The organism is Nocardiopsis tropica, from assembly GCF_042660575.1.
Classification (GTDB): domain Bacteria; phylum Actinomycetota; class Actinomycetes; order Streptosporangiales; family Streptosporangiaceae; genus Nocardiopsis; species Nocardiopsis tropica.
The window spans coordinates 132,946-158,831 of the sequence record NZ_JBHSUF010000008.1; the positions used below are offsets into that span (position 1 = coordinate 132,946).

The 25,886-nt window shown below is 75.1% G+C and carries 24 protein-coding genes; 7 read left to right on the forward strand and 17 right to left on the reverse strand.

The annotated features are described in order from the left end of the window. The first annotated feature begins 50 nt into the window (after window positions 1-50). From ACFQBR_RS14695 to ACFQBR_RS14705, 3 genes are all read left to right on the forward strand, one after another. Window positions 51-794 carry a polyamine aminopropyltransferase gene (locus ACFQBR_RS14695; protein WP_267947096.1) on the forward strand — a complete coding sequence of 248 codons (744 nt, stop codon included), beginning with the start codon at window positions 51-53 and terminating at the stop codon, window positions 792-794. A gap of 171 nt (window positions 795-965) precedes the next feature. Next, window positions 966-2,126, forward strand: a complete 1,161-nt coding sequence (locus ACFQBR_RS14700; protein ID WP_344179582.1) for an FUSC family protein — start codon at window positions 966-968, stop codon at window positions 2,124-2,126. 42 nt (window positions 2,127-2,168) lie between these two features. Further along, complete coding sequence (locus tag ACFQBR_RS14705) at window positions 2,169-3,281, forward strand: PQQ-dependent sugar dehydrogenase (RefSeq protein ID WP_344179585.1); 1,113 nt, start codon at window positions 2,169-2,171, stop codon at window positions 3,279-3,281. A 182-nt stretch (window positions 3,282-3,463) separates the two neighbouring features. Here the strand turns inward: ACFQBR_RS14705 and ACFQBR_RS14710 are convergent, their stop codons facing one another. The 10 genes from ACFQBR_RS14710 to ACFQBR_RS14755 form a co-directional block, all read right to left on the reverse strand. After that, on the reverse strand, window positions 3,464-5,722 hold the full coding sequence (locus tag ACFQBR_RS14710; RefSeq protein ID WP_344179588.1) for a glycoside hydrolase family 9 protein: 2,259 nt from the start codon (window positions 5,720-5,722) through the stop codon (window positions 3,464-3,466). A gap of 171 nt (window positions 5,723-5,893) precedes the next feature. Further along, window positions 5,894-6,877 carry a protein kinase family protein gene (locus ACFQBR_RS14715; protein ID WP_344179590.1) on the reverse strand — a complete coding sequence of 328 codons (984 nt, stop codon included), beginning with the start codon at window positions 6,875-6,877 and terminating at the stop codon, window positions 5,894-5,896. Window positions 6,878-7,021: 144 nt separating this feature from the next. Further along, window positions 7,022-7,774 carry a hypothetical protein gene (locus ACFQBR_RS14720; RefSeq protein ID WP_267947091.1) on the reverse strand — a complete coding sequence of 251 codons (753 nt, stop codon included), beginning with the start codon at window positions 7,772-7,774 and terminating at the stop codon, window positions 7,022-7,024. 262 nt (window positions 7,775-8,036) lie between these two features. Further along, a complete protein-coding gene (locus ACFQBR_RS14725) occupies window positions 8,037-8,777 on the reverse strand; it encodes an SDR family NAD(P)-dependent oxidoreductase (protein ID WP_378553599.1) in 741 nt (246 codons plus the stop codon). A gap of 224 nt (window positions 8,778-9,001) precedes the next feature. Then, complete coding sequence (locus ACFQBR_RS14730) at window positions 9,002-10,711, reverse strand: dihydroxyacetone kinase family protein (protein ID WP_352982298.1); 1,710 nt, start codon at window positions 10,709-10,711, stop codon at window positions 9,002-9,004. Between the two features lie 98 nt (window positions 10,712-10,809). Further along, window positions 10,810-11,679, reverse strand: a complete 870-nt coding sequence (locus ACFQBR_RS14735) for a dihydrodipicolinate synthase family protein (RefSeq protein WP_344179596.1) — start codon at window positions 11,677-11,679, stop codon at window positions 10,810-10,812. Between the two features lie 48 nt (window positions 11,680-11,727). Then, the gene (locus ACFQBR_RS14740) at window positions 11,728-13,242 is read right to left on the reverse strand and encodes a tripartite tricarboxylate transporter permease (RefSeq protein ID WP_344179599.1); all 1,515 of its coding nucleotides are present in this window, start codon (window positions 13,240-13,242) and stop codon (window positions 11,728-11,730) included. Beyond that, the gene (locus ACFQBR_RS14745) at window positions 13,239-13,742 is read right to left on the reverse strand and encodes a tripartite tricarboxylate transporter TctB family protein (RefSeq protein ID WP_344179601.1); all 504 of its coding nucleotides are present in this window, start codon (window positions 13,740-13,742) and stop codon (window positions 13,239-13,241) included. The genes ACFQBR_RS14740 and ACFQBR_RS14745 overlap by 4 nt, the downstream gene beginning before the upstream one ends. A 5-nt stretch (window positions 13,743-13,747) precedes the next feature. Beyond that, the gene (locus tag ACFQBR_RS14750; RefSeq protein ID WP_267947085.1) at window positions 13,748-14,719 is read right to left on the reverse strand and encodes a tripartite tricarboxylate transporter substrate binding protein; all 972 of its coding nucleotides are present in this window, start codon (window positions 14,717-14,719) and stop codon (window positions 13,748-13,750) included. 92 nt (window positions 14,720-14,811) lie between these two features. Next, complete coding sequence (locus tag ACFQBR_RS14755; RefSeq protein ID WP_344179604.1) at window positions 14,812-15,480, reverse strand: GntR family transcriptional regulator; 669 nt, start codon at window positions 15,478-15,480, stop codon at window positions 14,812-14,814. A 434-nt stretch (window positions 15,481-15,914) separates the two neighbouring features. On the opposite strand from ACFQBR_RS14755, the gene ACFQBR_RS14760 reads away from it, so the two are divergent. After that, the gene (locus tag ACFQBR_RS14760; protein ID WP_344179606.1) at window positions 15,915-16,550 is read left to right on the forward strand and encodes a DNA-3-methyladenine glycosylase I; all 636 of its coding nucleotides are present in this window, start codon (window positions 15,915-15,917) and stop codon (window positions 16,548-16,550) included. Window positions 16,551-16,572: 22 nt separating this feature from the next. Here the strand turns inward: ACFQBR_RS14760 and ACFQBR_RS14765 are convergent, their stop codons facing one another. The 6 genes from ACFQBR_RS14765 to ACFQBR_RS14790 form a co-directional block, all read right to left on the reverse strand. Further along, complete coding sequence (locus ACFQBR_RS14765) at window positions 16,573-17,148, reverse strand: TetR/AcrR family transcriptional regulator (RefSeq protein WP_267947082.1); 576 nt, start codon at window positions 17,146-17,148, stop codon at window positions 16,573-16,575. Window positions 17,149-17,249: 101 nt separating this feature from the next. Then, a complete protein-coding gene (locus tag ACFQBR_RS14770; RefSeq protein ID WP_352982302.1) occupies window positions 17,250-17,906 on the reverse strand; it encodes a hypothetical protein in 657 nt (218 codons plus the stop codon). After that, the gene (locus tag ACFQBR_RS14775) at window positions 17,903-18,559 is read right to left on the reverse strand and encodes a hypothetical protein (protein WP_344183590.1); all 657 of its coding nucleotides are present in this window, start codon (window positions 18,557-18,559) and stop codon (window positions 17,903-17,905) included. The genes ACFQBR_RS14770 and ACFQBR_RS14775 overlap by 4 nt, the downstream gene beginning before the upstream one ends. A 347-nt stretch (window positions 18,560-18,906) precedes the next feature. After that, on the reverse strand, window positions 18,907-21,483 hold the full coding sequence (gene lanL / locus ACFQBR_RS14780; protein ID WP_344183588.1) for a class IV lanthionine synthetase LanL: 2,577 nt from the start codon (window positions 21,481-21,483) through the stop codon (window positions 18,907-18,909). An 82-nt stretch (window positions 21,484-21,565) separates the two neighbouring features. Next, the gene (locus tag ACFQBR_RS14785) at window positions 21,566-21,730 is read right to left on the reverse strand and encodes a hypothetical protein (protein ID WP_344183586.1); all 165 of its coding nucleotides are present in this window, start codon (window positions 21,728-21,730) and stop codon (window positions 21,566-21,568) included. 68 nt (window positions 21,731-21,798) lie between these two features. Then, on the reverse strand, window positions 21,799-21,960 hold the full coding sequence (locus ACFQBR_RS14790) for a cinnamycin family lantibiotic (protein ID WP_267947077.1): 162 nt from the start codon (window positions 21,958-21,960) through the stop codon (window positions 21,799-21,801). A 285-nt stretch (window positions 21,961-22,245) separates the two neighbouring features. Here ACFQBR_RS14790 and ACFQBR_RS14795 point away from each other — a divergent pair, with 285 nt between their 5' ends. Both ACFQBR_RS14795 and ACFQBR_RS14800 read left to right on the forward strand, forming a co-directional pair. Then, the gene (locus ACFQBR_RS14795) at window positions 22,246-23,142 is read left to right on the forward strand and encodes an ATP-binding cassette domain-containing protein (protein ID WP_344183584.1); all 897 of its coding nucleotides are present in this window, start codon (window positions 22,246-22,248) and stop codon (window positions 23,140-23,142) included. Further along, complete coding sequence (locus tag ACFQBR_RS14800; protein WP_344183582.1) at window positions 23,139-23,972, forward strand: ABC transporter permease; 834 nt, start codon at window positions 23,139-23,141, stop codon at window positions 23,970-23,972. The genes ACFQBR_RS14795 and ACFQBR_RS14800 overlap by 4 nt, the downstream gene beginning before the upstream one ends. Before the next feature lie 69 nt (window positions 23,973-24,041). Here the strand turns inward: ACFQBR_RS14800 and ACFQBR_RS14805 are convergent, their stop codons facing one another. Next, window positions 24,042-24,863: an SAM-dependent methyltransferase gene (locus ACFQBR_RS14805; RefSeq protein ID WP_344183580.1), complete on the reverse strand. Its 822-nt coding sequence runs from the start codon at window positions 24,861-24,863 to the stop codon at window positions 24,042-24,044. A gap of 390 nt (window positions 24,864-25,253) precedes the next feature. On the opposite strand from ACFQBR_RS14805, the gene ACFQBR_RS14810 reads away from it, so the two are divergent. Then, window positions 25,254-25,853 (forward strand): class I SAM-dependent methyltransferase, encoded by a 600-nt coding sequence (locus tag ACFQBR_RS14810; RefSeq protein WP_344183578.1) that lies wholly within the window; start codon window positions 25,254-25,256, stop codon window positions 25,851-25,853. The last annotated feature ends 33 nt before the right edge of the window (window positions 25,854-25,886 follow it).

The following is a 25,886-nucleotide window of genomic DNA, read 5'->3' on the forward strand; positions in this document are numbered from 1 at the left end:
CCCCCTACGGTGGGCGGGACACCCGCCCTCTCCTGTCTGGAGCACCGACCTTGAGCCCACGTTTCCGGGAACTCGACCACCGGCCCACCCCGATGGGGGTGATCAGCCTGCGCCGCCGCTGGGACCCCCTCGTGGGCGACGACGTCTACGAGATCAAGCTCGACGACGACTTCCTGATGTCCAGCGCCTTCACCGCCGCGGAGGTGGAGGTGGCCCGCCTCGCCCTGGCCGAACTGCGCGCGGGCCCCGGCGCGGAGCCGCCGGACGGGTACGACGTGGTCGTGGGCGGGCTCGGGCTCGGCCACACCGCCCTCACCGTGCTCGACGACCCCGGTGTGCGCTCGCTCCTGGTGGTGGAGGCGCTGGGCGAGGTGGTCGACTGGCACCGGGAGGGGCTCGTCCCGGCGGGGGCCGTGCTGTCCGCCGACCCCCGCTGCCGGCTGGCGCGCGGCGACTTCTTCGCACGGGCCCTGGGCTCGGAGGGGCTGGACCCGGAGGCCCCGGGCAGCCGGTTCCACGCGGTCGTGGTCGACATCGACCACTCGCCCCGACACCTGCTCCACCCGTCCCACGCACCCTTCTACGAGCCGGAGGGGGTGCGCCGCCTCGCCGGGAGCCTGCACCCCGGCGGGGTGTTCGCGCTCTGGTCCAACGACCCGCCGGACGCCGGCTACGAGGACGTCCTGCGGCTCGCCTTCGGCGGGGTGCGCAGCGAGGTGGTGACCTTCGCCAGCCCCTACCAGGAGGCGCCCGCGTCGAACACCGTCTACCTGGGGACCGCCCCCGGGGCCTGAGCCGCGAGGACGGGGACGCCGCGGTGCCGAGGGGCCCCGCGACGTGTCGGAAGCGCAGGAGGGGGAAGCGACGGTGACAGCGGGGACGGCCCGCGGCGGGACGGCTCCGCCGGGCCGGGGGCACGGGAACGGGCCCCTCCCCGGCGGCGGACGAGGACAGGAGGGGACGGGGTGGCGCAGCGGCATCGGACGGGACCCGGGGAGCGTTGGCGCCGGTGGGGGCGCAGGGCCTTCGAACGGCGGGGACACGAGCGCGAGACCGCCGTCCTCATCCTCAAGTGCGCCGTGGCCGCGACCCTCGCCCTGGGGGTGGGCACCCTGCTGATGGACACGCAGCAGATCGGGTTCGCGCCGTTCTCCGCCCTCCTGGTCGTGCGCCCCAGCGTCTACGGGTCGGTGCTCCAGTCCGGCCGCTACGTGGCCGCGGTCGTGACGGGCGCGCTGATCGCGGGCCTGGGCGGTCTCACCGTGGGACCCGAGCTGTGGATCTTCGCCCTGCTCGTCCTGTTCGCCCTCGTCCTGGGCCAGGCCGCCGTCTTCGGCTCGCAGGGCTCCCAGATCCCCGTCGTCGCCGCGTTCGCCCTGGCCGGGGGCACGGCGGCCAGCCCCGGCGACCTCGGCTCGCTCCTGGCCATGGTCATGGTGGGCGCGGGCGCGGCCGTGGTGACGAACACGGTCCTCGCCCCCGCCATCCGCTTCCGCGACGCCGAGAACGCGGTACTCGACTTCGCCGACGGCCTGCGCCAGCTGTCGCACGAGATGGCCGAGGGGCTCGGGCGGGGGAACGACGGCCTGGCCGACCTCACCCACTGGGCGCGCGTCGCGGACGGGTTCGACGACACCGCGCGCAACGCGCGGTCCGCGGTCGCCGAGCAGGAGGAGCGGGCGCGCCTCAACCCGCGCAGGGTCCTGGGCGGTCGGGGACCCCAGGGCGACCCGGACGCGTACCGGGCCTGGATCTCCGCCCTGGGCCGGTCCTCGCGGCACCTCCAGTCGGTCGTGCGCACCCTGAGGTACTCGACCGGCTCCGGGGGGAGGTTCCCCGCACCGGACGACGCCTTCCTGCGGAGGTTCGCGCCGCTCATGGACGGCGCGGCCGACGCGTTCCGGGCGGTCCGCGACGCCGGGGAGCCGGAGCGCTCCTCCGTCTCCGCCGACCTGCGCGCCTGCCTGGACGCCGGCGCGAGCGGGGTGGAGCGGGTGCGGCAGGAGCTCGGGGAGGACCGGGACCGGGACCGCTGGCCCGTGTACAGCGCGCTGCTCACCGACGTGGACCGCCTGTTCGAGGAGCTCCGCGAGGGGCACGAGAACAGCGCGCGCGACCGCGGGTGAGGAACCGGGCGTACACGGGCCGTCACGGGGAAGGGAGCGGACATGGTGCACACATCGACCGCGGGACCCGCGTTGCGTACCCTCTCCGCCCTCGGCGCCCTCCTCCTGCTCTCCGCCTGCAGCACCCCCGAGGGCGTGACCACCGGAAACGGTGAGACCGACCCCGGGACGACCGAGTCCGAGCCCGGACAGCCCGAGGACGTCGCCACCGGCCTGGAGGTGCCGTGGGGCGTCGCGTTCCTCCCCGACGGCTCGGCTCTGGTCGCCCAGCGCGACTCCGCCGAGGTCGTCCGCGTGGCGGACGACGGCACCGTCACCGGCGCCGGGACCGTCCCCGGGGTGTCCCCGTCCGGGGAGGGCGGCCTGCTGGGACTGGCCGTCGACCCCGGTTTCCCCGAGGAGCCCTACGTGTACGCCTACTACACGACGGACTCCGACAACCGGATCGGCCGGATGGAGTACGACCCGGACGGGGGCGGCCTGGGCGAGCCGGAGACGGTCCTCGACGGGATCCCCTCGGCGTCCACCCACAACGGCGGCCGGATCGAATTCGGCCCCGACGGCCTCCTCTACGCGGGGACCGGCGATGCCGGGGACCCGCGGAACTCCCAGGACACCGGCTCCCTCGGGGGCAAGGTCCTGCGCCTCACCCCGGACGGGGAGCCCGCCCCGGACAACCCGTTCGGCAACCACACGTACAGCTACGGGCACCGCAACGTGCAGGGCCTGGCCTGGGACGGGGACGGCAGCCTCTACGCCACCGAGTTCGGCCAGAACCGGCTGGACGAGGTCAACCTGATCGAGCCGGGCGACAACTACGGGTGGCCCGAGGTGGAGGGGCCCGGGGGCGGGGACGAGTACGTCGACCCGCTGGTCACGTGGACCACCGCGGAGGCCTCCCCGAGCGGCGCCGCCTTCGCGGGCGGCTCCCTGTGGGTGGCGGGCCTGCGCGGCGAGCGGCTCTGGGAGGTGCCGCTCACCGGTGACGGCGGAGCGGGCGAGCCGGTCGCCCACCTGGAGGGGGAGTACGGCCGCCTGCGCACGGTGGTGGCCGTCCCCGGCGGGGACGGGCTGTGGCTGGGCACCAGCAACCTGGACGGCCGGGGCGAACCGCGCGACGGCGACGACCGGATCCTGCGGCTGCCCCTGGAGTAGGCGGTCCGGGAACGCGCTGCTCCCGCCGGCCCGGGCGGGGGAGCGGCCCCGGCGGCCGGGCCCTCCCCGGACGTCCCGGGGGAGGATGTCGGACGGGGCCCCACGCTCTCCTGAGGGGCCCCGTCCTCCCGGATGGATCTGTGGCCGGTCCGGGCCCGGTCACCGGGTCCCGGACCGGGCGGCTACCGGAGCTGTTCGACGGCGAACGCGGACACCCACGCCAGCGTCGAGTTCCAGTTGACGGTCAGCTCGTTGGTGGCGTAGGAGCCGATGTCGTCGATGTAGCAGAACTGGGGGGCGCACCCCGCCAGGTCGGCCTCGGTCACCGGGTCCCAGGTGGCCGTGTCCGAGTTGGGCCCTCCGGCGAGCGAGCCGGGGGGCGGGGCGGGCAGCGACGGGTCGAGCTGGTGGGCGTACCAGCGGCTGTGCTGGTTGACCGCGTCGTTGGTGCCGTGCCCGGTGACGTAGGACTGGTTGAGGGCGTTGCGGCCCAGCACGTAGTCCATCCCCTCCAGGACCGCGTCCCGGAAGGCCGCGTCCCCGCTGACGTCGTAGGCGGTCGACAGCACCACCAGGTTGTTCAGCACGAGGTTGTTGGAGCCCCAGGCGAAGACCCCGTCCTCGGGCGCGTAGGCCAGGCCGTACGGGTGGGACCCGATGTTGTCCAGGTACTGCCCGGCGCCCTCGACCAGCGCGTCCCGGGCCCCGTCGGACAGGTCGTTGGGCACCGAGGCCAGCTGGAGGACCCCCAGTGGCGCCGTGTAGCGCCAGTCGAACCCGCCGGGTCCGAACACCCCGGGGTCGGCGTGCAGGCCGGACGAGGTGACGGCGTCCTCGTACCCGTCGTCGCCCGTGGCCAGGTACAGCTCCGCGGCCGCCCAGTAGAACTCGTCGGAGACGTCGGTGTCGTCGTAGGGGCCGCCGCCCTCGCCGGTCGGTGGGGCGTACTCCTCGGGGTGGGCCGCGGCGGCGGCCCAGGCGGTCTCCGCCGACTCCAGGCAGGAGGCGGCGAACTCCGCGTCGTAGGGCTCGAAGACCCGGGAGCACTGGGCTGCGGTCGCCGCGAGGTTGAGGGTGGCGGCCGTCGACGGCGGGTGCAGGTAACGGGGCTGGGGGTCGTCGGCGGGCAGCATCGGGATCGCCGTCCACGCCGCGTCGTGGACCTTGTGGTGGGCCATGCCGGCCAGGGGTTCTCCCCCGGGCACCTGCATGGCCATCAGGAACTCCATCTCCCAGCGGGCCTCGTCCAGGACGTCGGGGACGCCGTTGTCCCGCTCGGGCAGGCGCAGGGTGGAGTCGCCCGCGCGATCGGGGTTGCCGGTCGGCGCGTGCAGGGCGCGCTCGTGGACGCTCATCAGCTGATGGACGGAGATGCCGCCGTTGACCACGTACTTGCCGTGGTCGCCCGCGTCGTACCAGCCGCCGGACACGTCCAGTGTGTAGTCGCAGGGGGTCGCGGGATGGCAGGGGACCTCGGTGTCGCCCTGGTTGGGCGCGACGCCGACGTGTCCGGCCCCGCGTCCGTAGCCGGGGGCGATCGCGTCCGAGATCCCGATGCCGCTGCGCTGGGGGTAGTAGAAGGACAGGGCGTCCGCGGCCAGGTCCTCGTAGAGGTCGGCGGAGACGGCGAAGGGATGGCTCGTCTCGCCGTCGGCGGTCAGCGTGTACCCCTCACCGGGTTCGGTGAAGCCGCCGAAGTCGACGGTGTGGACACTCTGGCCGGACGAGGCGTCGGGGCCGCGGGGGACGGTGTCGCCGTCGGCGACGACCGCGCCGTCCGCGTCGGCCAGCGTCCAGGGGAGGGGATCGGCGGCGTCGGTGACGACGGTGGCGTTCTTGGGGCCCTCGGGCAGGTAGCCGAGCTGGTTGACGCGCACGCGCGGGCCGGTGTCGGGCACGTACACGGGGGGTTCGGCGCCGTCGAGCAGGGACACGTCGTCCAGGCAGAGCGTCCAGGGCTCGGCCGCGCCGCCGACCTGGAAGGCCACCTGGGCGTCGTCGCGGTCCTCGTCCGCCGTGAAGACGAACGCGTGGGCGGAGGCCTCCTCGGTGAGGAACGCGCGTTCGTCGAGTTCGGTGCGCCAGGGGTCGACGGGTTCCTGGACGAGCGCGCGGACGGGCCGCGACCCGGTCCCGGAGGCGGTGAAGGAGAAGGTGTAGGACTCGCCCGCACGCAGGGGGACGCCGTCCTGGCCGATGATCACGTCCCACGGATCGGCGGTTCCGCCGGGGATGTCGGCGCACAGCCGCCCGTCCTCCGTGACCTCGGGCGCGATGGAGGGGCTGCCCCACCATCCGGTGGCGCCGTCGTCGAAGCCTCCGTTGACGATGTGTTCGGTGGGTTCCTCGTCGGCCTGAACGGGGGAGGCCGCGAGGAGGGTCGCCGAGAGCGCCAGGGCGGCGCCGAGGGCCGGTGCAGCGTTTCTTCGTACCGGTCTCACTGTGGGGGTCCTTCCGCCGGGGGGTGAGCGGTCGACACGTCTGGGAGCGCTCCCAAACTCATTGTTGTGTCGTGGCTCACTGCTGTCAATGGGGGTAAACGGCACCGGAGGGCGCGGTCTCCCCGCCGCGGCGGAGGGAGCCCTCCGGCGTGGCGGGCGGCCCGCCCGGGCTCAGCCCCCGGCCCCGGACACCTGCGTCCCCGCCCGCTCCACGCCGGCGGCGGAGCCCCCGGCCCCGGCCGGCCCGCCTTCGCGACCCAGCGCCCACAGGGCCAGGGCCGCGCCCAGCAGAACCAGGACCAGCGCCGCCGCGGCCAGCGCGACGGCCGGCCCCGTCCCGGACCGCTTCCGCTCGGGGGGCGGCGGGGGCCCGCCGGAACCGGTCAGCGCGCGGGCCAGGCCCGCCGCGTCCGGGCGGTCCTCCGCCAGCGGCACCAGCGCGGCCGAGACCGGGCCGGCCAGGTCCCGGGGCACCCCGAACAGGTCCGGGCGTCCGTTCTCGTGCCGGTGCGCCACCGCGTCCGGGTCGCCGGTGCCGAACGGAGCCCTGCCGGTCGCGGCGAAGGCCACCACCGACCCCCAGGAGAACATGTCGATCGAGGAGGACAGGCGGCCGGTGAAGCACTCCGGGTCGACCCAGCCCGCCGAGTCGGCCGCGGCAACGTGCGCCTCGAAACCGGTCAGCACCGGGCCGTCCGGCCCCAGGACCACGCCGGCCGGGGTCAGGTTCGGGTAGACGGCCCCGGCGGCGTGGACGTCGGCCAGCGCCGCCGCGATGCCGGCGGCGAGTTCGCGGACCTGGCCGCCGGGCATCGGCCCGTGCGTGGCGACCATGTCGCGCACGGTCGGCCCGGGGACGTACGCGGTCGCGAACCACGGGCGCGGGGCGGAGCCGTCCGCGGCGAGCAGCGGGGCCACACGGGGTGAGCGCACCCGCTGGACCAGGCCGGCGTGGTGGGCGAACCGGGACCGGAAGCCGGGGACGGCCACGTGCTCCTCGCGGACCACGGTGAGCGCGGCCCAGCCGCCGTGCCCGTCCGGGGCGGCGTAGGTGACACCGGAGCCCCCGGTGTTCATCCGGCCGTGCAGGGGATACGGGCCGACCTGTGCGGGGTCGCCGGCCACGAGCGGGGTCGTCGGGGGAGTCTCGTTCACGGGTCCTCCGGCGGGCCCCGGCTCACGGGCCGTCCGGGTCCGCCTGTCGTCCGGATGCGTTCGGGGACAGTATGGCGCGAACCGGACGAAGGCCGTGACCGGGGCTCCCCGGGACCCCTCCGGTCCCGGGGAGCCCCGGGGGAGTCACTCCCCGGAGGGGAGCAGGCCCCGTGCGACGACGGTGTCGGTCAGGGCGCGGCGGATCTCCTCGGCGTCGCCGGCGTGGCCCCGGTGCCCCGTGGCGGCGAGCAGCTGGTCGCGGATCGCCGCGACCACGGCGTCCCCGCGCAGCACCTCGGCCAGCGGGGCCGCCTCGACGGCCTCCTTCCACTGGCGCAGCGCGTCCAGCCGGCCGTGGTCGACGGACTCGCGGGTGAGGTGGAACAGGGCGTCGATGTTGCGGTGGTAGGCGTCCGCGTCCAAGAGGTCCACGTCGAGGACCTCGACCGGGGTGTTGCCGCCCTCGCCGTCGGGGCGCAGGTGGTAGACCCGCCAGCGGCGGCCGTTGGTGAGGATCACCCACTCGGCGCCCTCGTCCGCCGCCAGGCGCCGCGACATCTGGATGTTGCGCTGGTCGAGCTCCTGGCCGATCCGCCGCACCTCGACGGGGGCGAACAGCTTGCCCTCCAGCATGATCGCGTAGTCGATCGAGTCGCCGCTCGTGCGGTACTCGGTGGTCATGTCCTGGTACTTGCTGAAATTCAGTCCGACACTGAAGAAGTCGGCGACGAGCATGCGGGTGTCGCCGTCGTTGGCGTCGCGCTCCAGCAGGTCGGCCAGGGGGCCGGAGAGGCGGTCCACCGCCGCGGCGACCCGACCGCGGACCGGGGTCTCCCAGCTCACGGTGGTGGTGAACTCGCCGGTCCTGGTCATGACCTGGGTGTCGTCAGCGTCCATGAACGTCCGTTTCCGTCTGTGGTGAAAGCCCTGTCGCACGGCTTTCTCCGGGACCGGGGGAGCACGCGGACGAGGGGGAGAATCCGGCCCCGATGGTACAGCTCACGGGGCGGGCCGCGGGCCGCGGGTTCGCCTTGCCACCGGCGGAACCGGGGGCCGGCACGCCGCCCGCAGACCCCCTCGCGCCGGGCGCCCGCCGTCGGCCCGCCCGTCCGGCCGCGCGCTGCCGGGCACGCGCCGGGCGCGATCGCCGCCGGGCGCCTCAGAGGCCCCCGGAGACGCGCAGCACCGTGCCCGTCGCGTAGGCGGCCTCGGGGGACAGCAGCCACGAGACCGCGGCGGCGATCTCGAAGTCCTGCCCGGGCCGGCCCAGGGGGATGCGCGTGGCGGCGGCCTTGGCCGGGCGGTCGGGGTCGCCCATCGCCGCGTGCATGCCGGTCTCGATCACGCCGGGCGCCACGGCGTTGACGCGGACCCCGTCGGGGCCCAGCTCCTTCGACAGGCCCACGGTGAGGGCGTCCACCGCAGCCTTGGTCGCGGCGTAGTGCACGTACTCGCCGGGGCTGCCGAGCGTGGCGGCCGCGGAGGACACGTTGACGATGGAACCCGAGCCGTGCGCGGCCATGTCCCGGGCGGCCCGGCGGCAGCACAGCAGGTAGCCGAGCAGGTTGACGTCGACCACCCTGCGCAGGACGTCGGCCGAGGCGTCCGCGAGCCTGCCCAGCGGGCCGGTGACACCGGCGTTGTTGACCAGGCCGGTGACCCGCCCCAGCGGGGCGGCCGAGTCGAAGAGCCGCTCGACGTCCTCCTCCGAGGAGGTGTCCGCGCGCACGGTGACGCAGCGCGCGCCGGCCGCCCGCACCGCGGCCGCGGTCCGGGCGGCCGCCCCCTCGTCGCTCGCGTAGCCCAGTACCAGGTCGTGGCCGTCGGAGGCCAGCCTGACGCAGGTGGCGGCGCCGATGCCCCGGCTGCCGCCGGTGACGACTGTGAGCGGACGTGACACGGTTACCCCCTGTGCGGACTGCCTCGACGGACCTCCAGTGTCCACCGCGGCGCCCGTGCCCCCGACGTCGCCCCCGGTCACGGGGGCGGCCGGGTCCTTCCGGACCTCGCGGGCCCCCGGCCCGGCGCCGCGGCGCGTACGCACCGCGGCGCCGGCGGCCGTCCTCTCCCCGTCCGCCGGGGCGCCCGTGGCGCGACCCCCACAGAGGCGCCACGGGGCCGCGCTCAGGAGAGGACGTCGCGCAGCTCCTCCAGGAACCGCAGGAGGGCGACCGAGCCCGGGTCGCGCTCGCCCGCCCCGCGCTCGCCCACCCAGGCGGCGCGGCCCTTCGCCGACGTCAGCCCGCTGGTCTCCTCGACGGCGCGCCCGGCCGCGGAGGCGGCGGCGCGCACGGCGGCGACCGGGTCGTCGGCCCCTTCCAGGGCCTCCTCCACCAGGAGGAGCCCGTCCACGAACGTCTTGTCGCCGGGCTCGGCACCGCCCCGCTCCCGCACCCGGCGGGACACGGCGGAGGTGAGGCGAGCGGCGTCGCGGACCGAGACGGACGCGAGCTCCTCCGACTCGGCCGCGGCGGCGAGCACGCCCGCGCCGGTCAGCGCGGCGAACGTGGAGGGGTTGGCCGACGCGAACGCCGTCGCCGCCGCGCGCAGCACGTCGGCGTGGTGGGCGTCCTCCGGCAGCGCGAGCAGCGCCTCGCGCACGGCCTCCGCCCCCGAGGAGACCGTGATGCCCAGGTCGCCGTCGCCGAGGCGCGAGTCCAGCAGCCGCAGCTCCTCCGCGTGCGCGGGCATGCGCTCCATGGCCGCGACCAGCGCGCCGCGCAGCGCACCGGCGGCGCCGGTACGGCGGACGGCGGGGGCCGGGCCCCGGACGGCCGCGGAGCCGGGCGCCCCGACCCCGGCGGCGCGGGGCTCCGGCGCCTCCGTGTTCCCCTGGCCGAAGAACGGGGACGCGGCGGGGGCGTCGATCAGCTCGGCCAGCTCGTCGTCGAGCAGGAGCACGGAGACCGAGGCCCCCGCCATCTCCAGGCTCGTCGCGAACTCGCCCACGTAGCGCCGGTGGATGACCACGCCGCGCTCGCCCAGCACCTGGTGGACCCGGCGGTACACCAGGTACAGCTCCTCCAGGGGGGTGGCGCCCAGGCCGTTCACCAGGACCGCGACACGGTCGCCGGGCGCGGGCTCCAGTTCGCCGAGGATCTCGGCGAGGAAGCGGTCGGTGATCTCGTCGGCCGTCTCCAGCTTCCCCCGGTGGCTGCCCGGCTCGCCGTGGATGCCGATGCCGACCTCCATCTCCCCCTCGGCGAGCGTGAACGTGGGTTCGCCCGCGGCGGGGAGGATGGTGGGGGACAGGCCGACCCCCATCGTGCGCGTGGCGTCCACCGTGCGCCGGGCCACCGACCGCACCGCCTCCAGGTCGTCGCCGCGCTCGGCGGAGGCTCCCGCCGTCTTGTAGGCGAAGAACAGCCCGGCCACACCCCGCCGGGTGGCCTCCCTGCCGCGGGGCGCGGAGAGGATGTCGTCGGTGCCGAGCACGGTCGCCGTCGCGATGCCCTCTGCCGCGACGACGTCGGCGGCCAGGTCGAAGTTGTAGACGTCCCCGCCGTAGTTGCCGTACAGGTACAGCACGCCCGCGCCCCCGTGGGAGGCGCGCGTCGCCGCGGCGATCTGTTCGGCGGAGGGGGAGGAGAACACGTTCCCCACGGCCACGCCCGTGGCCAGTCCCCGGCCCACGTAGCCGAGGAACAGCGGCAGGTGTCCGGACCCGCCCCCGGTCACGATGCCGACGCGGCCCTCGACCGGCGCGTCGGCGCGCACCAGCGCCCTGCGGTCGCCGGACGCCGCCCGCAGGCGGTCGGGGTGCGCCATGAGCAGTGACTCGGTGACCTCGTCGACGAAGTCCTCGGGTCGGTTGATGATCTTCTTCAGCGCCATCCGCGCTCACTCGCCTCTCGGTCCGCCGCCCCCTGGGGCGGGTCGTGTGTACGCCACGGGGGCGTCGGGCGGCCGGGTCCGGGACCCGGGCCGCGGGGTCAGGCCAGGGCCTCCGCGGTCTCCCTGAGGACCTCCAGGTCGGCCTCGGAGACGGCGTCGCCGCAGACCCTCGCGGGTCCGGCGGGGAGCCCCTGGACCTCCAGCCCGGCCTTGAGGTGCGGGATGCTGCCGCTGCGGACCGCGGCCACCGCGCGGGCCACCAGGGGCTGGGCCGCGCGCACGCCTTCGGTGTCCCCGCTGTTCAGGGCGTCGCGCAGTGCCACGAACGGCCGGGGGAAGACGGAGGAGACGCCGGAGACCACGCCGAGGCCGCCCGCGCGGACGAACTCCTCGAAGGCGATGTCGTTGCCGGACAGGACGTCGAACCCCGCGGGCGCCGCGGCCAGGTACGCCGACACCGAGGCGTCGCTCTCACCGCTGATCTTCACCCCGCGGACGCCGGCGTCGGCGAGGCGGCGCAGCACCGAGGGCGCGGCCGGGGTGGTGGAGCGCACCTGGAACAGGTAGGCGTGCACCTCCGCGCCGCCGGCCGCCGCCACCAGGCGCTCGTAGTAGCGCACCAGCGCGTCCTCGGGGGCGGGCAGGAAGTAGGGCGTGACGGCGGCGAGCCGGGTGGCCCCCGCGCCGACGGCGGCGCGGACCAGCGACTCGGCCTGTCGGGGTGCGGCCGCGCCCACGTGGGCGTAGACCCGCTCCGGGCCGAAGACGTCCAGGGCCAGCCCGATCACCCCGGTCCGCTCGTCGTCGCCGAGGGCGGTGAACTCTCCGGTGGTCCCTGCGACGAACACCCCGTCGACGCCCCGGTCGCGGACCGCCGTGAACAGCGCGGTGGCGGCGTCGGGGTCGAGGGCCTCGTCCCTGGTGAACGGGGTCGGGAGGGCGGTGATCACCTTCGCGTGGACGGACATGCGTGGTTCTCCTCGGGTGGGGAAGGGGCGGCTGCCGGCGGATCCGGGTCAGGGCGCCGGGGTGGTGGTGTTCTCGGAGGCGGCGCGGGCGCGGCGGGCGCCCCACGCCGTGCGCAGCGGCGGCACGACGAGGGCGAGCGCGCTCACCGCCAGGAGTCCGAGTGCGATGGGGCTGGTCAGGATGTTCTCCGGGCCGCCGATCTCCAGGGCGCGGCGGAGGTTGCCCTCGGCCAGGCCGCCCAGGATCAGGCCGAGGACGACGGGCCCCGGCGGGATCCCGAAGCGCTTCAGGAACAGCCCGACGAGGCCGAACACGAGCATCACGGCGACGTCGAGGACGCTGTTGTTCACGGCGTAGGTGCCGACCATGCAGAACACGAGGATGACCGCCCACAGGAAGTGCTGCGGGAGCTCCAGGAGCTTGGCGACGCCGCGCATGCGCAGCACGCTGATCACGAGGGCGACCACCGTCGCGATGAGCATGATCCCGGCGATGCTGTAGACCAGGTCGGGCTGGTTCGCGAACAGCGACGGGCCCGGCTGGATGCCCCAGACGACCATCGAGCCGATCATCACGGCCATCACGGAGTCGCCGGGCAGACCCAGCGCCAGGGTGGTGGTCACGGACCCGCCGAGGGTGGCGTTGGACGAGGTGTCCGCGGCGGTGATGCCCTCCAGCGACCCCTTGCCGAACTCCTCGGGCCGCTTGGACGCCCTGCGGGCCTGGTCCCAGCCGAGGATGCCGGCGATGTCCCCGCCGGTGGCGGGCACGATGCCGACCACGCCGCCGACGCCGCTGCCGATCGCCATCGGCTTGAGCATGGTGCGCCAGTCCGAGCGCCTGGGGAACCAGCGGCCGAACTCCTTGATCGGCTCCGCCTCCCGGCCCCGGCGGTGCACGAGGATCTGGTTCATGACCTCCGCGATGCCGAAGAGGCCGATGATCGCGGCGATGAAGGGGATGCCGTCGGACAGTTCGGGGAGGCCGAACGTGAACCGCGGCGTGCCCGTGATGGGGTCCCGGCCGACGGCCCCGAGGAGCAGGCCCAGGCCGCCCGCCATGAGGCCCTTGACGATCCGGCCGCCCGACACCCCGATCATCATCGTCAGGCCGAACACGACCAGCGCGAACATCTCGGCGGGGCCGAAGTTCAGGGCCAGCCGGGACAGCGGGATCGCGGCGACCATGAGCAGGACGACGCCGACGAGCGTCCCCCACGCGGAGGCGAAGGCGGACGAGGTCAGGGCCAGGCCCGCCCTGCCCTGGCGGGCCATGGCGTAGCCGTCGAAGGTCGTGGCGATCGACGCGGGCGTCCCCGGGGTGTTGACGAGGATCGCCGGGACCCGGTCGCCGAAGTTCGCCGCCACGTAGATCGTGAGCAGGACCGCGAGGCCGGGAAGCGGTTCGAGGGAGAGCGTGAAACCGCTGGCCAGGGCGACCGCCATGGTGGCCGTCACGCCGGGGAAGGCGCCGACGAGCATGCCCAGGAGGGCGCCCGCGGCGATGCACAGCAGGACCATGGGGTCCAGGAGGGCGCTGAAGCCCTCGACGATCGGACTCATAGTGGCACTCTCAGGAGGACGCCGAACAGAAGGTAGAGGACCGCCGTCACGGCGATCGGGAAGAGGATCAGCGCCTTCCACCCGCGGCCTCCGCCGAGCCAGGTGAGGGCCGCGAACAGGACAGCCGTGGAGACCCGGAAGTCGACGAAGTACCAGAGGACGCCGTAGCCCGCGATCGACGCGAGCATCGCGGTGAGCCGCCACGCCCCCTGGCGGGTCGCGGCCTCGGGCCCGTCCTCCTCCGCGGTCGCGGAGCGGCGGAACAGCGCCCCCGCGGCCAGCCACGCGCTCAGCACCAGCAGGAGGACGGCCAGCGTCTCCGGCCACCACCTCGGGCTGAACTGGGTGAGCCGGGCCCCTTCGGGGATCTGTGCGGCCAGGGCGAAGGCGCCCGCGGCGAGCGCGGCGCCGACGGCGGCGGGGACCAGGTCCCGTGGTCTGCGTCCCGGACGCGGCCCGCCGGGGGCGGGCGCGTCCGGGGTCGTGCTCGTGTCGGCCACGGTGCTCAGTCCTGGCCCTCGAGCAGTGCGCCGAAGCGGGTGTGCTCCTGGTCGACGAACTCGGAGAACTCCTCCGAGGGCACGTTGACCGGGATGTTCCCCGAGTCGGCGATGATCGTCCTGAACTCGTCGGAGTCGGCCGCCTCGGAGAACGCCTCCTCCAGCTTCGTGCGCACCTCGTCGGGGAGGCCGGCCGGCGCGCCGATGCCGCCCCAGCCGCCGATCACGACGTCCACGCCCTGTTCGGCCGCCGTCTCCACGCCGGGGAGCGAGTCGGAGGGCTGGGAGTCGAAGAGGGCGAGGACCCGGAGCCGGCCGTCCGCGTGGGCGGGGGCGGTCTCGGAGATGCCCGCGACCACGGCGTCCACCTGGCCGCCGACGGCGGCGGTGACGGCGGGGGCGCCGCCGTCGAAGGGCACCGGCTGGAACTCGGTCTCCGTGGCGCGCCCCAGCTCGGTGGTGGCGGCCTCCCAGATGGAGCCCGCGCCGGAGTTGGACACCGAGAGGGCCCCGGGCTCGGAGCGGGCGGCCTCGACCAGGTCGTCGAGGGTCTCGTAGGGGCTGTCCTCGGGGACGGCGATGGTGGCGGGGACCGACACCATCTGGCCGACGAGGTCGTAGGCGCCCGGGTCGACGTCGTAGCCCTGGTAGCCGAGCATGACGGTCTCGACCGGCAGGTAGCCGATGCTGTAGCCGTCGGCCGCCCGCCCGGCGAGGTTCTCCAGTCCCACGGAGCCGGCGCCGCCGCTGCGGTTCTCCACGATGATGCTCTGCCCCAGGGAGTCCTCCATCCGGGCGGCCAGGGTGCGGGCCGCGAGGTCGGACGCGCCTCCGGCGTCGTAGGGGACGACGAGGGTGATGTCCTGGCTGGGGTAGTCCGCGGCGTCCTCGCTGACGCCGCCCCGGTCGGCGCAGCCGGCCGTGAGGGCGGTGACCGCGAGTGCGGCCGCGGTCAGGCGGAAGGTGGTGGAACGCATGGTGCTCTCCGGTGTTTCGGTGGAATCGGCTCCGTGGGTCGGTCGCGGGACATGAGCCGAGGGACGACGGGACGCGGTGCGGTCCCGTCGGGTCAGTGGGTCGCGGGCTGGGTGTAGGGGGCCCTGAGCCTGAGCCTGGCGTTGTCCAGGTGGCCGCGGAGCTCTTCCAGGACGGCCTCGGGCTCGCCGGACTCGACCAGCCCGGCGAGGACCTCGTGGGCGCGGACGGAGGGGCCGAGGTCCTCGTAGCGCTCGTTGGAGGCCAGGAGGAGCACCTCGATGGTGGGCCGGTACTGCGCCCACACGTCGGCGAGGCGGCGGTGGCCGGCGACGTCGTAGAAGACCGAGTGGAAGCGCACGTCGGCGGCGGTGAAGGCGTCGGGGTCGCGCTCCTCGCGGGCCCTGCGCATCTGCTCCAGGGGGGCGCGGAGGCCTTCGGCGAGCCCGGCCCGGTCGCGGTTCAGGCCGATCTCCAGGGCGAGCTGTTCGAGGGATCCGCGCAGGGAGAAGAGCTCGTCGATGTCGTCCCCGCCCAGGCCGACGACGGTGGCGCTGCGGCGGTTGGTGTCGATGAGCCCCTCGGAGGCGAGGAGCTTGAGGGCGTCGCGGATCGGTCCGCGGCTCAGGTCGAACTGCTCGGCGAGGTGCCCCTCGACCAGCGACGTCCCGGGCGCGTAGCGCCCGGTGACGATCAGGCGCCGGAGTTCTCCGGCGACCTTCTCGCCGAGTGCCCGCTGCTTGATGGGCAGGATCTCCGACATGTCTTCCCTTCGGTTAACTGTTAACTGTTAACCAGATTGGATCACCGTGTGACGTGTGTCAATCCCCGTTGTTGCTGGTGTCTCCGTTGCTGTTGTCCGTTTTTTTCGGGTTCCCCTGTCCTGTCGGGGTTCCGGTGCGCACGGCCGCGAAAAGAACTCGGCCCGGTCGGACCTCCCGCCATGGCGCTGTGGCATTGCCCGGTCACCAGGAGTGCGCGGAAGGTGTCCGGAAGGTGGCGGCGGGGTGTCCTCGGCGTGTCGTCGGGGGCCGGGGCCGTCTTCCGTGTGCGGCGTTCCCGTGGATTCACGCGGCGCGGACCGCGTACCGTCGAGGGCGCAAGGGGACCGCCCCGACCGCGCCGGGGGAGCGCGAGGGGTGGCGGACGGGACGCGGCGGGCCGGTCGGCGCCGAGGCCGTGGAGAGGACATCCGAGATGCCGGAGAAACCGGGGAAGACGCGGTTCGCCGCCACGGAGAGCGGCGCGCTGGTGTGCGAGGACGGGCTGGTGCGGCCGCCCTGGGCGGCGGCGGACCCGCTGCTGCGCGACTACTACGACACCGAGTGGGGGATGCCCGTCCGCGACGAGCGCGGCGTCTTCGAGCGGATCAGCCTGGAGGCGTTCCAGGCGGGACTCTCCTGGGCCACCATCCTGCGCAAGAGGCCGGCCTTCCGCACCGCCTTCGACGGCTTCGACCCCGACACCGTGGCCGGGTACGGCGAGGAGGACGTGGAGAGGCTGATGGGGGATGCCTCCATCGTGCGCAACGAGAGGAAGATCCGCGCCACGGTCCGCAACGCGCGGGCCGCGGTCGCCCTGCGCGGCGCGGGAGGGCTGGTCGACCTGGTGTGGTCCTTCCGGCCCGAGCGGACCCCGGCCCCCGCGCGGGTCGAGGACATCCCCACCGAGTCGCCGGAGTCGGCCGCCCTCGCCGGCGCCCTGCGCCGCGCGGGGTTCTCCTTCACCGGTCCGACGACCGTGTTCGCCCTCATGGAGGCGATCGGCATGGTCGACACCCACCTGGTGGACAGCCACCGCAGGGGGACCTCGGGGGTCTGGACGCGTTCCTGACCCGGGCCGCCGCGGGCGGGGGTCACTCCCCGCCGAAGAGCCGGGAGGCCGTGCCCCGGGCCCGGTCGAGCGGCCCGCGGTCGCGCGTGGCGCGGGAGAGCAGGAGCGCCCCCTCCACGAGGGAGAGCGCGGACCAGGCGTCGGCGTCCGCCTCCTCGGCCCCGCGCCCCTCGGCCACCAGGCGCTGCGCGAGTGTGGCCTGCCAGGAGGAGTACACCCTCCTGCACACGGTGTGCACCAGGTCGTTGGTGGCCGAGACGTCCAGGGCGGTGGCGGCCAGGGGACAGCCCCTGGTGAACGCCGACCCCTCCATCCTGGCGGTGAAGAGGTCGACCACCCCCCGGACGAGGGCGGCCGCGTCGGGAGCCTCCTCGGAGAGCTCCCGGATGCGGGACCCGATCTCGGCCCCGGCGGACTCCAGGGCCGCCGCGACCAGTTCGTCCTTCCCTCCCGGGAAGTGGAAGTAGAGGGAGCCGCGGGGGGCGCCGCTGGCGGCCAGGACCTGCTCCAGACCCGTTCCGGCGTAACCGTGGGCCTCGAGCAGCTCGCGTGCGCGGTCGACGAGCCGTGTCCGTGTGACCGTTCCCCTGGTGCCCATGACAGTGACGGTAGACCCGGCCCCGGGGCGAGTACAGCGGAACGGTCGGGACACGCGGGCCGTGCGGCCCGGTGCCGCACGGCCCGCGTGTCGTGTCCGCGTCACCTGCCCGCGTCGACCAGGTGCTCGACGAAGGAGCGGTAGTCGCGCAGGGCCAGGCGCAGGGACTCGGTGTCCGAGCCGTCGCCCTCGCTCCACGCGGAGCGGAGCGCGGCCCGGCGCGTCTCGATCCCGGCGATCACGGCGTCGGCGACCTCGGCCGCCAGCACGTCCGCCTCGCGCACGGTTCCCCGCGGATCGTCGACGAACCCGCCCTGCGTCTCCTGCCAGCGCTTCCGCACGTCGCCCGGGTCCATGCCGCGTGGCCCGAGCCGCCTTGCCGGGTCCTCCGCGCCGCGCGGGCCGGAGGGCGCGGCGGACCCGGCGGGAGCCGGGGCCGGCGCGTCAGGGGGAGAGGGGGCGGAGGCGGGGTCGGACACCTCGGCGTCGACCGCCACCGCCCGCGCGGCGCCGGGCGTTGTGTCCGGGGCAGGGGGCGGGGGCGCGGTCGGGGCGGGCCCCGCCGCCCGTGCCGGGTCCGCGTGGACCCCGCTGCGTCGCCGCTGCTCCGGCACCTCCTCGGCCGGGGGCCGCTGGACCCCGGCGGTCCCGGGCGTCGTCCGGCGGCCGGCGTCCTCGCGCTCCTGCGTCCGCGGGGTCCGGCGGACGCCGCTCTGCTTCCTGTCCGCCGGTGCGGCGGTCTCGTCGTGCTCTCTCACCGGTCCACCTCCGTATCGGTCCCGCTCCGCGCCGGACCGGTCACGGTCCTGCCCGGAGCCTCGGTCGGGGTCGTGCCGGGGGACTCGGGCAGCCCGCCCAGCAGGGCCTCCACGAGGCCCCGGAAGGCCACCAGCTCCTCGCGCAGGCCCTCGGTGCCGACCCGGTCGGCCCCGGCCGGGCGCACGGCGCCGCGCACGCGGTGGAACTCGGCCACGGCTGCGGGGTGGTCCACCGACAGGTCTCCCGCGCGCTGCTCGAAGCCCCGGTCCCCGGCCGGGGCGCGGTCGGCGTAGCCGACGTCGGACATGATCCCCTCGACCAGCCCGCGGGCGTTGCGGACGGCGCTGACGGGGTCGTCCACGAACTCCTGCTGCACCGCGGCCCACGTGCCGGCGTGCGCCTCGCGCTCGCGCTCGGTGAGCCTGCGGAGCCTCATGCCCTTGTGGCGGTCGAGCCGCTCGGACAGCTCGCGTTCCGCGGCCGCCCTGCCGCCGTGGGCCTCCACGGCGCGGTAGTACTCCGCGCCGAAGCGCTTCTTGAGCCGGGCGGTGCGCCGGGCCGGGAGGATCGAGGAGCGCGCGGCGAGCGCGACTCCCACGGCGATGATGACGATTGCCGCGATGACGATGATGACAACGGTTCCGGTTTCCACTGGGGGCACCTCCTGTCGTCGGGTCGTCCTGCCCTGCCCCGGTGACCACGCCCAAAACACGGTCACGGGAAGGTAACGGAACCGTCGCAGGTGAGAGCGCCGACAGCGCCCGGGGCGGTCGGTCGCCGCGGGGCCGTCTCGTCCGAGGAGGGTGTTCCCACCCCTCCCGGGCACCGTGTGCCACACACGGGAGCCGGTGCCGCAGAGGAACCGCGGACACCGTGGCCGTCGGCCCCCGTCGGCCCCCGTCGGCCGCTTACCGCGCGTGGCCGAGGGGCCGCACCGCGCCGCCGCCGGCGACGACCCCCGCGGGGGTGCGGGGCCGGGACGCCGCGCGGACCGGGCGGTCAGCGGCGGGCGGCCAGGAGTTCGTCCCCGAGCCAGTCCCGGGGACCGCCACGGTCGAGCCGGCGCAGGAAGGACAGGACCCCGGAGACCCCCGTCGCCCACCCGCCGCCCGGCTCACGGGTGTGGTCGAGGAAGACCGGGGCCTCCGGGGTCCCGGCGGAGCGCACCAGCACCAGCCCGGCGACGTCCACGGCCGCGTCCCGGTACGCCGCCCCGCCCGTGAGCCCGGCGGTGTCGAGGAGGAACTCACCGACCCCCGCCAGCCCACAGCACTGGCAGGCGACCTGCATCTTCGGGGCGAGGGCGCGGCAGTGCGACGCGGTCGTCTCCGCGAGCCCGGTGTAGCGGGGCTCGCCCCGCACCGCGCCGGCCCGGAGCAGCACCCCGCCGATCCCGGTGAGCCCCTGGCAGAAGGAGGCGGCCATGGGCCGGGCCTCGGGCGCGGAGGCGGCCGAGACCAGCCCCGGGACGAACCCGGCCAGCACCTCCAGGCAGGCCGCGGCCTCCGCACCCGCGGCCGTGTCGCCGGTGGCGGCCTCCAGGCACAGGAGGAAGTGGGCGACGCCCGCGACGCCGTGCGCGAACCCCAGCCGCGTCGTCACCTCCTCGTGGTCGCGCAGGTCGGGCGGGCAGGCGCGCAGCCCCTCCGCGGGGGCCGAGGCCACGAGCCGCTCCGCGCAGCCCTGCGCCAGGTCGAGCCGGGACCCGTCCCCGCAGAGACGCCACAGCTGGAGCTGGGCCAGGCCGATCCCCGCCAGCCCCGACGAGTAGTCGGTCTCGGGGACCGACTCCGGGGCGGTCCGCGCCAGGGGGCGCACCGCGTCGGCCAGGGTCGGCTCGTCCAGTTCGCGGGCCGCCGCGGCCAGGAAGAGGGCGGTGCCCGCCTCGCCGTCCTGGAGGCCGGGCAGCGACCGGCGCAGCGTGAGGAAACCCGCGGTCCAGTGCGCCAGTGCGCGGGCCAGGCCGCGGGACTCGGCGTCCCCCTGGCGCAGCAGCTCCGTGCCCACGCCCGCCGCGCCCCGGTACAGGTTGGTGGGGCTGGGACGTCCTCCCGGCGAGCCGCCGCGTCCGGACAGCAGGTCGCGCGCCACACCGCGTGTCTGCTCCAGGGCGCTCGCGACCAGTGCGGGAAGGGAGTGCGGGGTGACGGTGTAGCGCGGTTCGGCCCGGAGCGGCGGATGGTCCCCGCCCCTGCGGAGCAGGTCGGCCGCCGCCCTGCGCTCGGCGGGGTCGGGGGACATCAGCCCCGGCACCGCGCGGGCGCAGGGCGGGACGCCGTCGCCCAGCGAGGCCAGGAGGGTGCGGGCGCGCCCGTCGTCGGGCACCGCCCGGGTGGAGCGGGCGGCCGGCTCGGTGCCGGTGGCGGCGTACAGCAGGGTGGCCCCCAGCGAGTAGAGGTCGTCCTCCTCGCACGCCGGTTCGCCGCGTTCCTGGGCGGGGGAGGAGTACCCCGGGGTCCAGCCGTGCACCTGGTCGCCGTCGAGGCTGCTGATCTCGAAGTCCACCAGGGAGGGGGCGCCGTCGTCGGCCAGCACGATGTTCTTGGGGGCGAGGTCGCGCACGAGGACGCCGCGCCCGTGGACCGCGTCCAGCAGCCCGAGCAGGTCGCGGCCCAGGCGCTCCAGGTCGCGTTCCGGGGTGGTGTACGTGCCGTTCTCGGCCACGTCGGTGCGCAGGTCCCGGGGGCCGACGTCCGTGGTGACGAGGAACTCGTCGGCGCCGTGCCGGAAGTGGTCCACCACGCGGGGGACCCCCGCGACGTCCTCCAGGCGGCGCAGCACGGCGGCCTCGCCGCGCAGCCGGTGGCGCGCGTCGCGGGACCCGTCGAGGTCCTCGCCCGTGTACGCGCGGCGCTCCTTGACGACCACCCCCGCGCCCGACTCCCGGTCGGAGCCCCGGTAGACGCCGCCCACCGCGGTGTGGGCGATGGCGCCGGGCACCAGGAAGCGGCCGCCGAGCAGGACCGGCTCCCGGTCGGCCCCGCCGGGGGAGGGGGGGTGTCCCGTGAACGGATCGGGAAGCCAGTCCGGCGGCTGGTAGCGCCCGTCCGCGGCGCCGGGGCGCTCGCGTCCCTCGGCGTCGTGGAGGACCAGCTGGAAGTCGCCGTTGCCGTCGATGCCGTAGACGCCGGCGAACGGCGCGTAGCGGTAGTAGACCGGCGCGTCCGGCCGCAGCCTGCGGTCGCTGGGGATCCCGGGCCCCTCCACCCCGACGAGTTCGGCGGCGAGCTTCTCGGCCAGGCCGGCGAAGTCGTCCGGGCGGGTGTAGACGGTGACGCCCTTGCCGACGGCCCCGGGGCGGTTGTGGTGGGAGTTGAGCTCGCGCATGGCCTCCGTGGTGCGCGCGAACTTGAACCTGCACGGCGTGCGCAGCAGCAGGGGGAGCACGCGCTCGACGGTGGACAGGAGGGTGACCGGCCGGGCCGACACGTGGATCTTCCACCCCTGGGGCGGAAGGTCGAGTCCGGGAAGCGCCACGTCGGTCCATGGGCCGTAGTCGGAGACCACCCGGCCCGCCTCGACGGCCCGCTCCCGTATGCCGACCGTGCACGTGCGTGTGCCGGTGTGCTCCCGCACCCTGGTCTCCCTCGTGGTCGTCGGTGTCGAAGACGGGGCGGCCGGCTGAGCGGCCGACCGCCCCGCGGCCGGCGCGCCGGGGTCACACGGTGAACCCGGCGTGCGGCGGGGTGAAGGGGGCCCGGTCCCGGTACCGCCGCCCCGCGCTGCCGTCCACCCCGGTCGGCAGCGCTCCCTCATGGCACAGGTGGAGGAGGGCGATCGTCTCCGGACGGCCCGCGTCGGAAGGTCCGGCGCTCGTGCTCACGGCGCCCCGACGGGGTGCGTCACGGTCGTCTCGGGGGGTCGGCGGTACCCGGGCGGGTCCGGGCCGGACTAGAGCGAGTAGCCGTCGCAGCGGATGGTGAAGCCGGAGACGCAGGTGTTGCGGCACTCCAGGTTGAGCCGCTCGGAGATGAGCTCGGTCTCGGCCCCGAGGGAGATCAGAGCGGTGGTGTCGAGCGATCCGGCGTCGCGGGGCAGTTCCTGTGCGGACATGAGTCCTCCAGATCTAGCAACTTTTTGTTAATGGCCGACTACCTTGGGTAGTCTTGCCAGGGGTAGTGATCCCCCTCCACCCCCCGCGAAAACGCCGGTGGGACGGGATGACCCGGCTCGGCCCCCGAGCCGGATGGTTTTGCCCCCATGAGGAGCGAATTGGAACCAGGAACACAGGCCCGAGTTCCGCTCGAAGTGACGTCCTCAAAGGCGCCAGGGGATCGGACCGAATCCTCGCCCCCGGCGGCGATCAGGACAGAGGCACTGGTCAAGACCTATCCGGGGGTGGAAGCGGTCCGGGGACTCGACCTCCTCGTCCACCCCGGGGAGATCTTCGGGTTCCTGGGACCCAACGGGGCGGGCAAGTCCACCACCATCTCGATGCTCTGCGCGCTCACCCGGCCCACCAGCGGCGGACTGTGGGTGGCCGGGCACGACGTCCGCGTCTCCCCCGACGCCGTCCGCAGGTCCATCGGCGTGGTCTTCCAGGGCTCAACCCTGGACGACAAGCTGACGTCGGAGGAGAACCTGGCCATCCACGCCGCCCTCTACGGGGTCCCCCGCCGCCAGGTGCGCGAGCGCGTCGTGGCCATGCTGACCCTGGCCGACCTGCTCGACCGGCGGCGCAGCCTGGTCCGCACGCTCTCCGGCGGGATGAAGCGCCGCCTGGAGATCGCCCGCGGCCTGCTGCACCGCCCCCACGTGCTCTTCCTGGACGAGCCCACGGTCGGCCTCGACCCGCACAGCCGGGCCGAGGTCTGGCGCCACGTCCACCGGATGCGGAGCGAGACGGGGGCCACCGTCCTGCTCACCACCCACCATCTGTCCGAGGCCGACAACTGCGACCGGATCGCCATCCTGGACCGGGGGCGGGTCGTGGCCCTCGGCACCCCCGCCGAGCTCCGCTCGCGGATCGGCCGCGACCGCATCGTGCTGGTCGCCTCCGACCCCGGGCAGTGCTCGCGGCGGCTGGCCGACTCCCTGGGGCTGAGCCCCTCCGTCGAGGACGGCGCCCTGGTCGTGCGGGTCGAGGACGGGGCGGCCGTGCTCCCGGCGGTCATGGCGGCCCTCGGCGGCTCCGTCACGTCGGTGTCCCTGGTCCGGCCCACCCTGGACGACGTGTTCCTGCACTACACGGGCCGCAGCATCGGTTCGGAGCCCGCAGAGGGGGGAGACGCGTGAGCCCCGCGCCGACGGCCGCGCGCCTGGCCTCCGAGGGACGCGCGGCGGCCGCGGTGTGGAAGCGCGAGATGATCACGTTCCAGCGCGAGCGGATGCACCTCGTCGTCAGCCTGCTGCAACCCCTGCTGATCCTCGTCGCCCTGGGCGTGGGGCTGGGGACGGTGGTCCCCGAGGACGGCTCCGGCGTCGGCTACGTGACGTTCCTCTTCCCCGGCGTCCTCGTGATGGCCATCCAGCCGCCGGCGTTCGCCACCGGCGCCTCCATCCTGTGGGACCGGGAGTTCGGCTTCCTGCGGGAGATGCTGGTGGCGCCCGTGCGCCGGGAGTCGCTGCTGCTCGGCAAGGTCCTGGCGGGCACCACCATCGCCACGTGCCACGGCGGGATCCTGCTCCTCTTCGCCGGGCTCGCGGGCGTGCCCTACGACCCGCTCCTCTTCGCAGGGTTCGTCGCGGTACTGGCGCCGGCGTCGTTCGCCATGACCTGCCTCGGGGCGCTGCTGGCGGTCTGCGTGCCCAGCCCCAAGAGCTTCCAGGCCGCCACGGGCCTGCTCCTGGGGCCCCTCGTGTTCCTGTCGGGGGCGTTCTTCCCGCTCAACGGGCTGCCGTCCTGGCTCGTCGCCCTCACCGCCCTCAACCCCCTGACCTACGCGGTCGACGCGGCCAGGCGCGTCCTCGCCGCCCACCTGCCGGCCGGGGCCGCCGACGGGATGTTCCGCGGCCTGGAACTGTGGGGCGTGCGGCCGCCGGTCTCCGGGGAGCTGATGGCGCTGACCGCCTTCGGCGCGGTGTTCCTGCTCGTCGGGGCGCGCCGCTTCGCCCGCCCCGACTAGTGCGCTGTTCGGGCCGGGGCGGGGGCGCCGCCCCGGCCCGGGACGGCGCCCCCGGGACCGCTGTCCCGGTCAGGGCTTGCGCGCCACCCCGCCGTACTGGTCCATGCCGCGGCGGGTGCCGACCTCGATGGGGCCGGGACGCCACAGGGGGCACGGGACCACGCCGGGCTCCAGCAGCTCCAGGCCCTCGAAGCGGGCGGCGATCACCTCCGGGCTGCGCAGGAGGTAGGGGACGTCGCCCTGCTTGTTCCCCACCTCGATGGCCTGGTTGTAGGCCTCGCTGGTGTTGGAGCCGTCGTAGCTCGCCAGGTAGCTCCCGGGCGGCAGGGCGTCCATGAGCCGGCCCACGATCGGCATGATCTCGTCCTCGGGCACGTGGCCCAGGATGCCCATGAGCATGAGCGCGACGGGCTTGTCGAAGTCGAGGGTCTGGGCGGCCTGCTCGAGGATCCTGTCGGGATCGCGCAGGTCGGCGTCGATGTAGTCGGTGGCCCCCTCCGGCGTTCCGACGAGGAGCGCCCGCGCGTGCGCGAGCACGAGGGGGTCGTTGTCCACGTAGACCACGCGGGACTCCGGGGCGACGGCCTGGGCGACCTCGTGGGTGTTGTTGGCGGTGGGCATCCCCGTGCCGATGTCGAGGAACTGGCGGATCCCCGCCTCCCCCGCCAGGTGGGTGACCACGCGGATCAGGAAGTCACGGCTCGTGCGGGCCAGGTCCCTGATCTCCGGGAAGAACTCGGCCACCGCGTCACCCGCCTCGCGGTCGACCGGGTAGTTGTCCTTGCCGCCCATCCAGTAGTTCCAGATGCGGGCCGAGTGGGTCCGCGTGGTGTCGATCTGCGGCGGCCGGCCGGAGCTGTCGGGGGTGGACGGGGACGAGTTGTCGGTCATAGGGGTCTCTACCTCGCTGCAAGGGGGTTCACGCCACAGAGCGGGGGAACCGGCGCTGGCGCGCCCGGAACCCCTGTCTCATCAGGGATCTACTCGCGCCAACCATAGACGACACGGCGCCGCGTACGGGCGCGCGGAAGAGGCAGGGGAAGGCGGAGCCGGGCCTGCGGGGTCCAGGCCCCGGAGACCGGCCACCGGCGCTCCTGCCGGGGCCGGGCGCGGCAGCCCTGACAGGGGAGCAGCGGTCCCGCCCCGCTCGCGCCGCCGGAACGGTCGGATCCGCCGCTCCCGGCGGCGGAGCCCGGACCCCCGACGTGCGGATCCGCTGCCCCGGAGGCGGTTCAAGGGGGTTGGCCGGACCGCTCCGGAGGACAGGCCTACGTTGGGACCATGACGAAATACGCGTGGATGTATCGTCTCGGCCTCACGCCCTGGGAGCGCTACGGCGCCGCGGGCGGGGCCCAGCTCGGCTCCCTCCTCGACCGCGAGGCGCGGGAGCGCCCGACCGGCCCCGGACGGGCGCTGGACATCGGCTGCGGACGCGGACAGTTCACCCCCGAGCTCGCCCGGCGCGGGTGGGAGGCGGTGGGCGTCGACATCGTCCCGGCGGCGATCGCGGCGGCCCGGCGCAAGGGTCCTGCGGACGTCTCCTACGCCGTGGGCGACGCGACCGCCCTGGAGACGGCCGGCCTGGGCGCGTTCGACCTCTTCCTCGACGTCGGCTGCTTCCAGGGCCTCGACCCGGACCAGCGGGCCGCGGAGGGGCGGGGCGTGACGGCGCTCGCCGCGCCGGGGGCCGCCCTGCTGCTGCTCGCGTTCGGGCCGTCGCGGTACAGCCGACTCGTCGAGGGAGTCTCGCGGGCGGACGTCGAGACGGCGTTCCCGGGGTGGGAGCTCCTCGCCGCCGAGGACGCGGACACCGCCGGCCTGGGGTGGCCTATGGACCGTACCTCCCCGCAGTGGTACCGGTTCCGCCGCACCGACGGGTGACGCGGTCCCCGGCGGCCGACGGCCGCGAGCCGG

Excerpts from the sequence above, each read along its gene's own strand:
- ACFQBR_RS14705 (WP_344179585.1), top strand. The coding sequence starts at position 2,169 with ATGGTGCACACATCGACCGCGGGACCCGCGTTGCGTACCCTCTCCGCC.
- ACFQBR_RS14720 (WP_267947091.1), bottom strand. The coding sequence starts at position 7,774 with ATGGACGCTGACGACACCCAGGTCATGACCAGGACCGGCGAGTTCACC.
- ACFQBR_RS14730 (WP_352982298.1), bottom strand. The coding sequence starts at position 10,711 with ATGGCGCTGAAGAAGATCATCAACCGACCCGAGGACTTCGTCGACGAG.
- ACFQBR_RS14735 (WP_344179596.1), bottom strand. The coding sequence starts at position 11,679 with ATGTCCGTCCACGCGAAGGTGATCACCGCCCTCCCGACCCCGTTCACC.
- ACFQBR_RS14740 (WP_344179599.1), bottom strand. The coding sequence starts at position 13,242 with ATGAGTCCGATCGTCGAGGGCTTCAGCGCCCTCCTGGACCCCATGGTC.
- ACFQBR_RS14750 (WP_267947085.1), bottom strand. The coding sequence starts at position 14,719 with ATGCGTTCCACCACCTTCCGCCTGACCGCGGCCGCACTCGCGGTCACC.
- ACFQBR_RS14755 (WP_344179604.1), bottom strand. The coding sequence starts at position 15,480 with ATGTCGGAGATCCTGCCCATCAAGCAGCGGGCACTCGGCGAGAAGGTC.
- ACFQBR_RS14760 (WP_344179606.1), top strand. The coding sequence starts at position 15,915 with ATGCCGGAGAAACCGGGGAAGACGCGGTTCGCCGCCACGGAGAGCGGC.
- ACFQBR_RS14765 (WP_267947082.1), bottom strand. The coding sequence starts at position 17,148 with ATGGGCACCAGGGGAACGGTCACACGGACACGGCTCGTCGACCGCGCA.
- ACFQBR_RS14790 (WP_267947077.1), bottom strand. The coding sequence starts at position 21,960 with ATGTCCGCACAGGAACTGCCCCGCGACGCCGGATCGCTCGACACCACC.
- ACFQBR_RS14805 (WP_344183580.1), bottom strand. The coding sequence starts at position 24,863 with ATGACCGACAACTCGTCCCCGTCCACCCCCGACAGCTCCGGCCGGCCG.
- ACFQBR_RS14810 (WP_344183578.1), top strand. The coding sequence starts at position 25,254 with ATGACGAAATACGCGTGGATGTATCGTCTCGGCCTCACGCCCTGGGAG.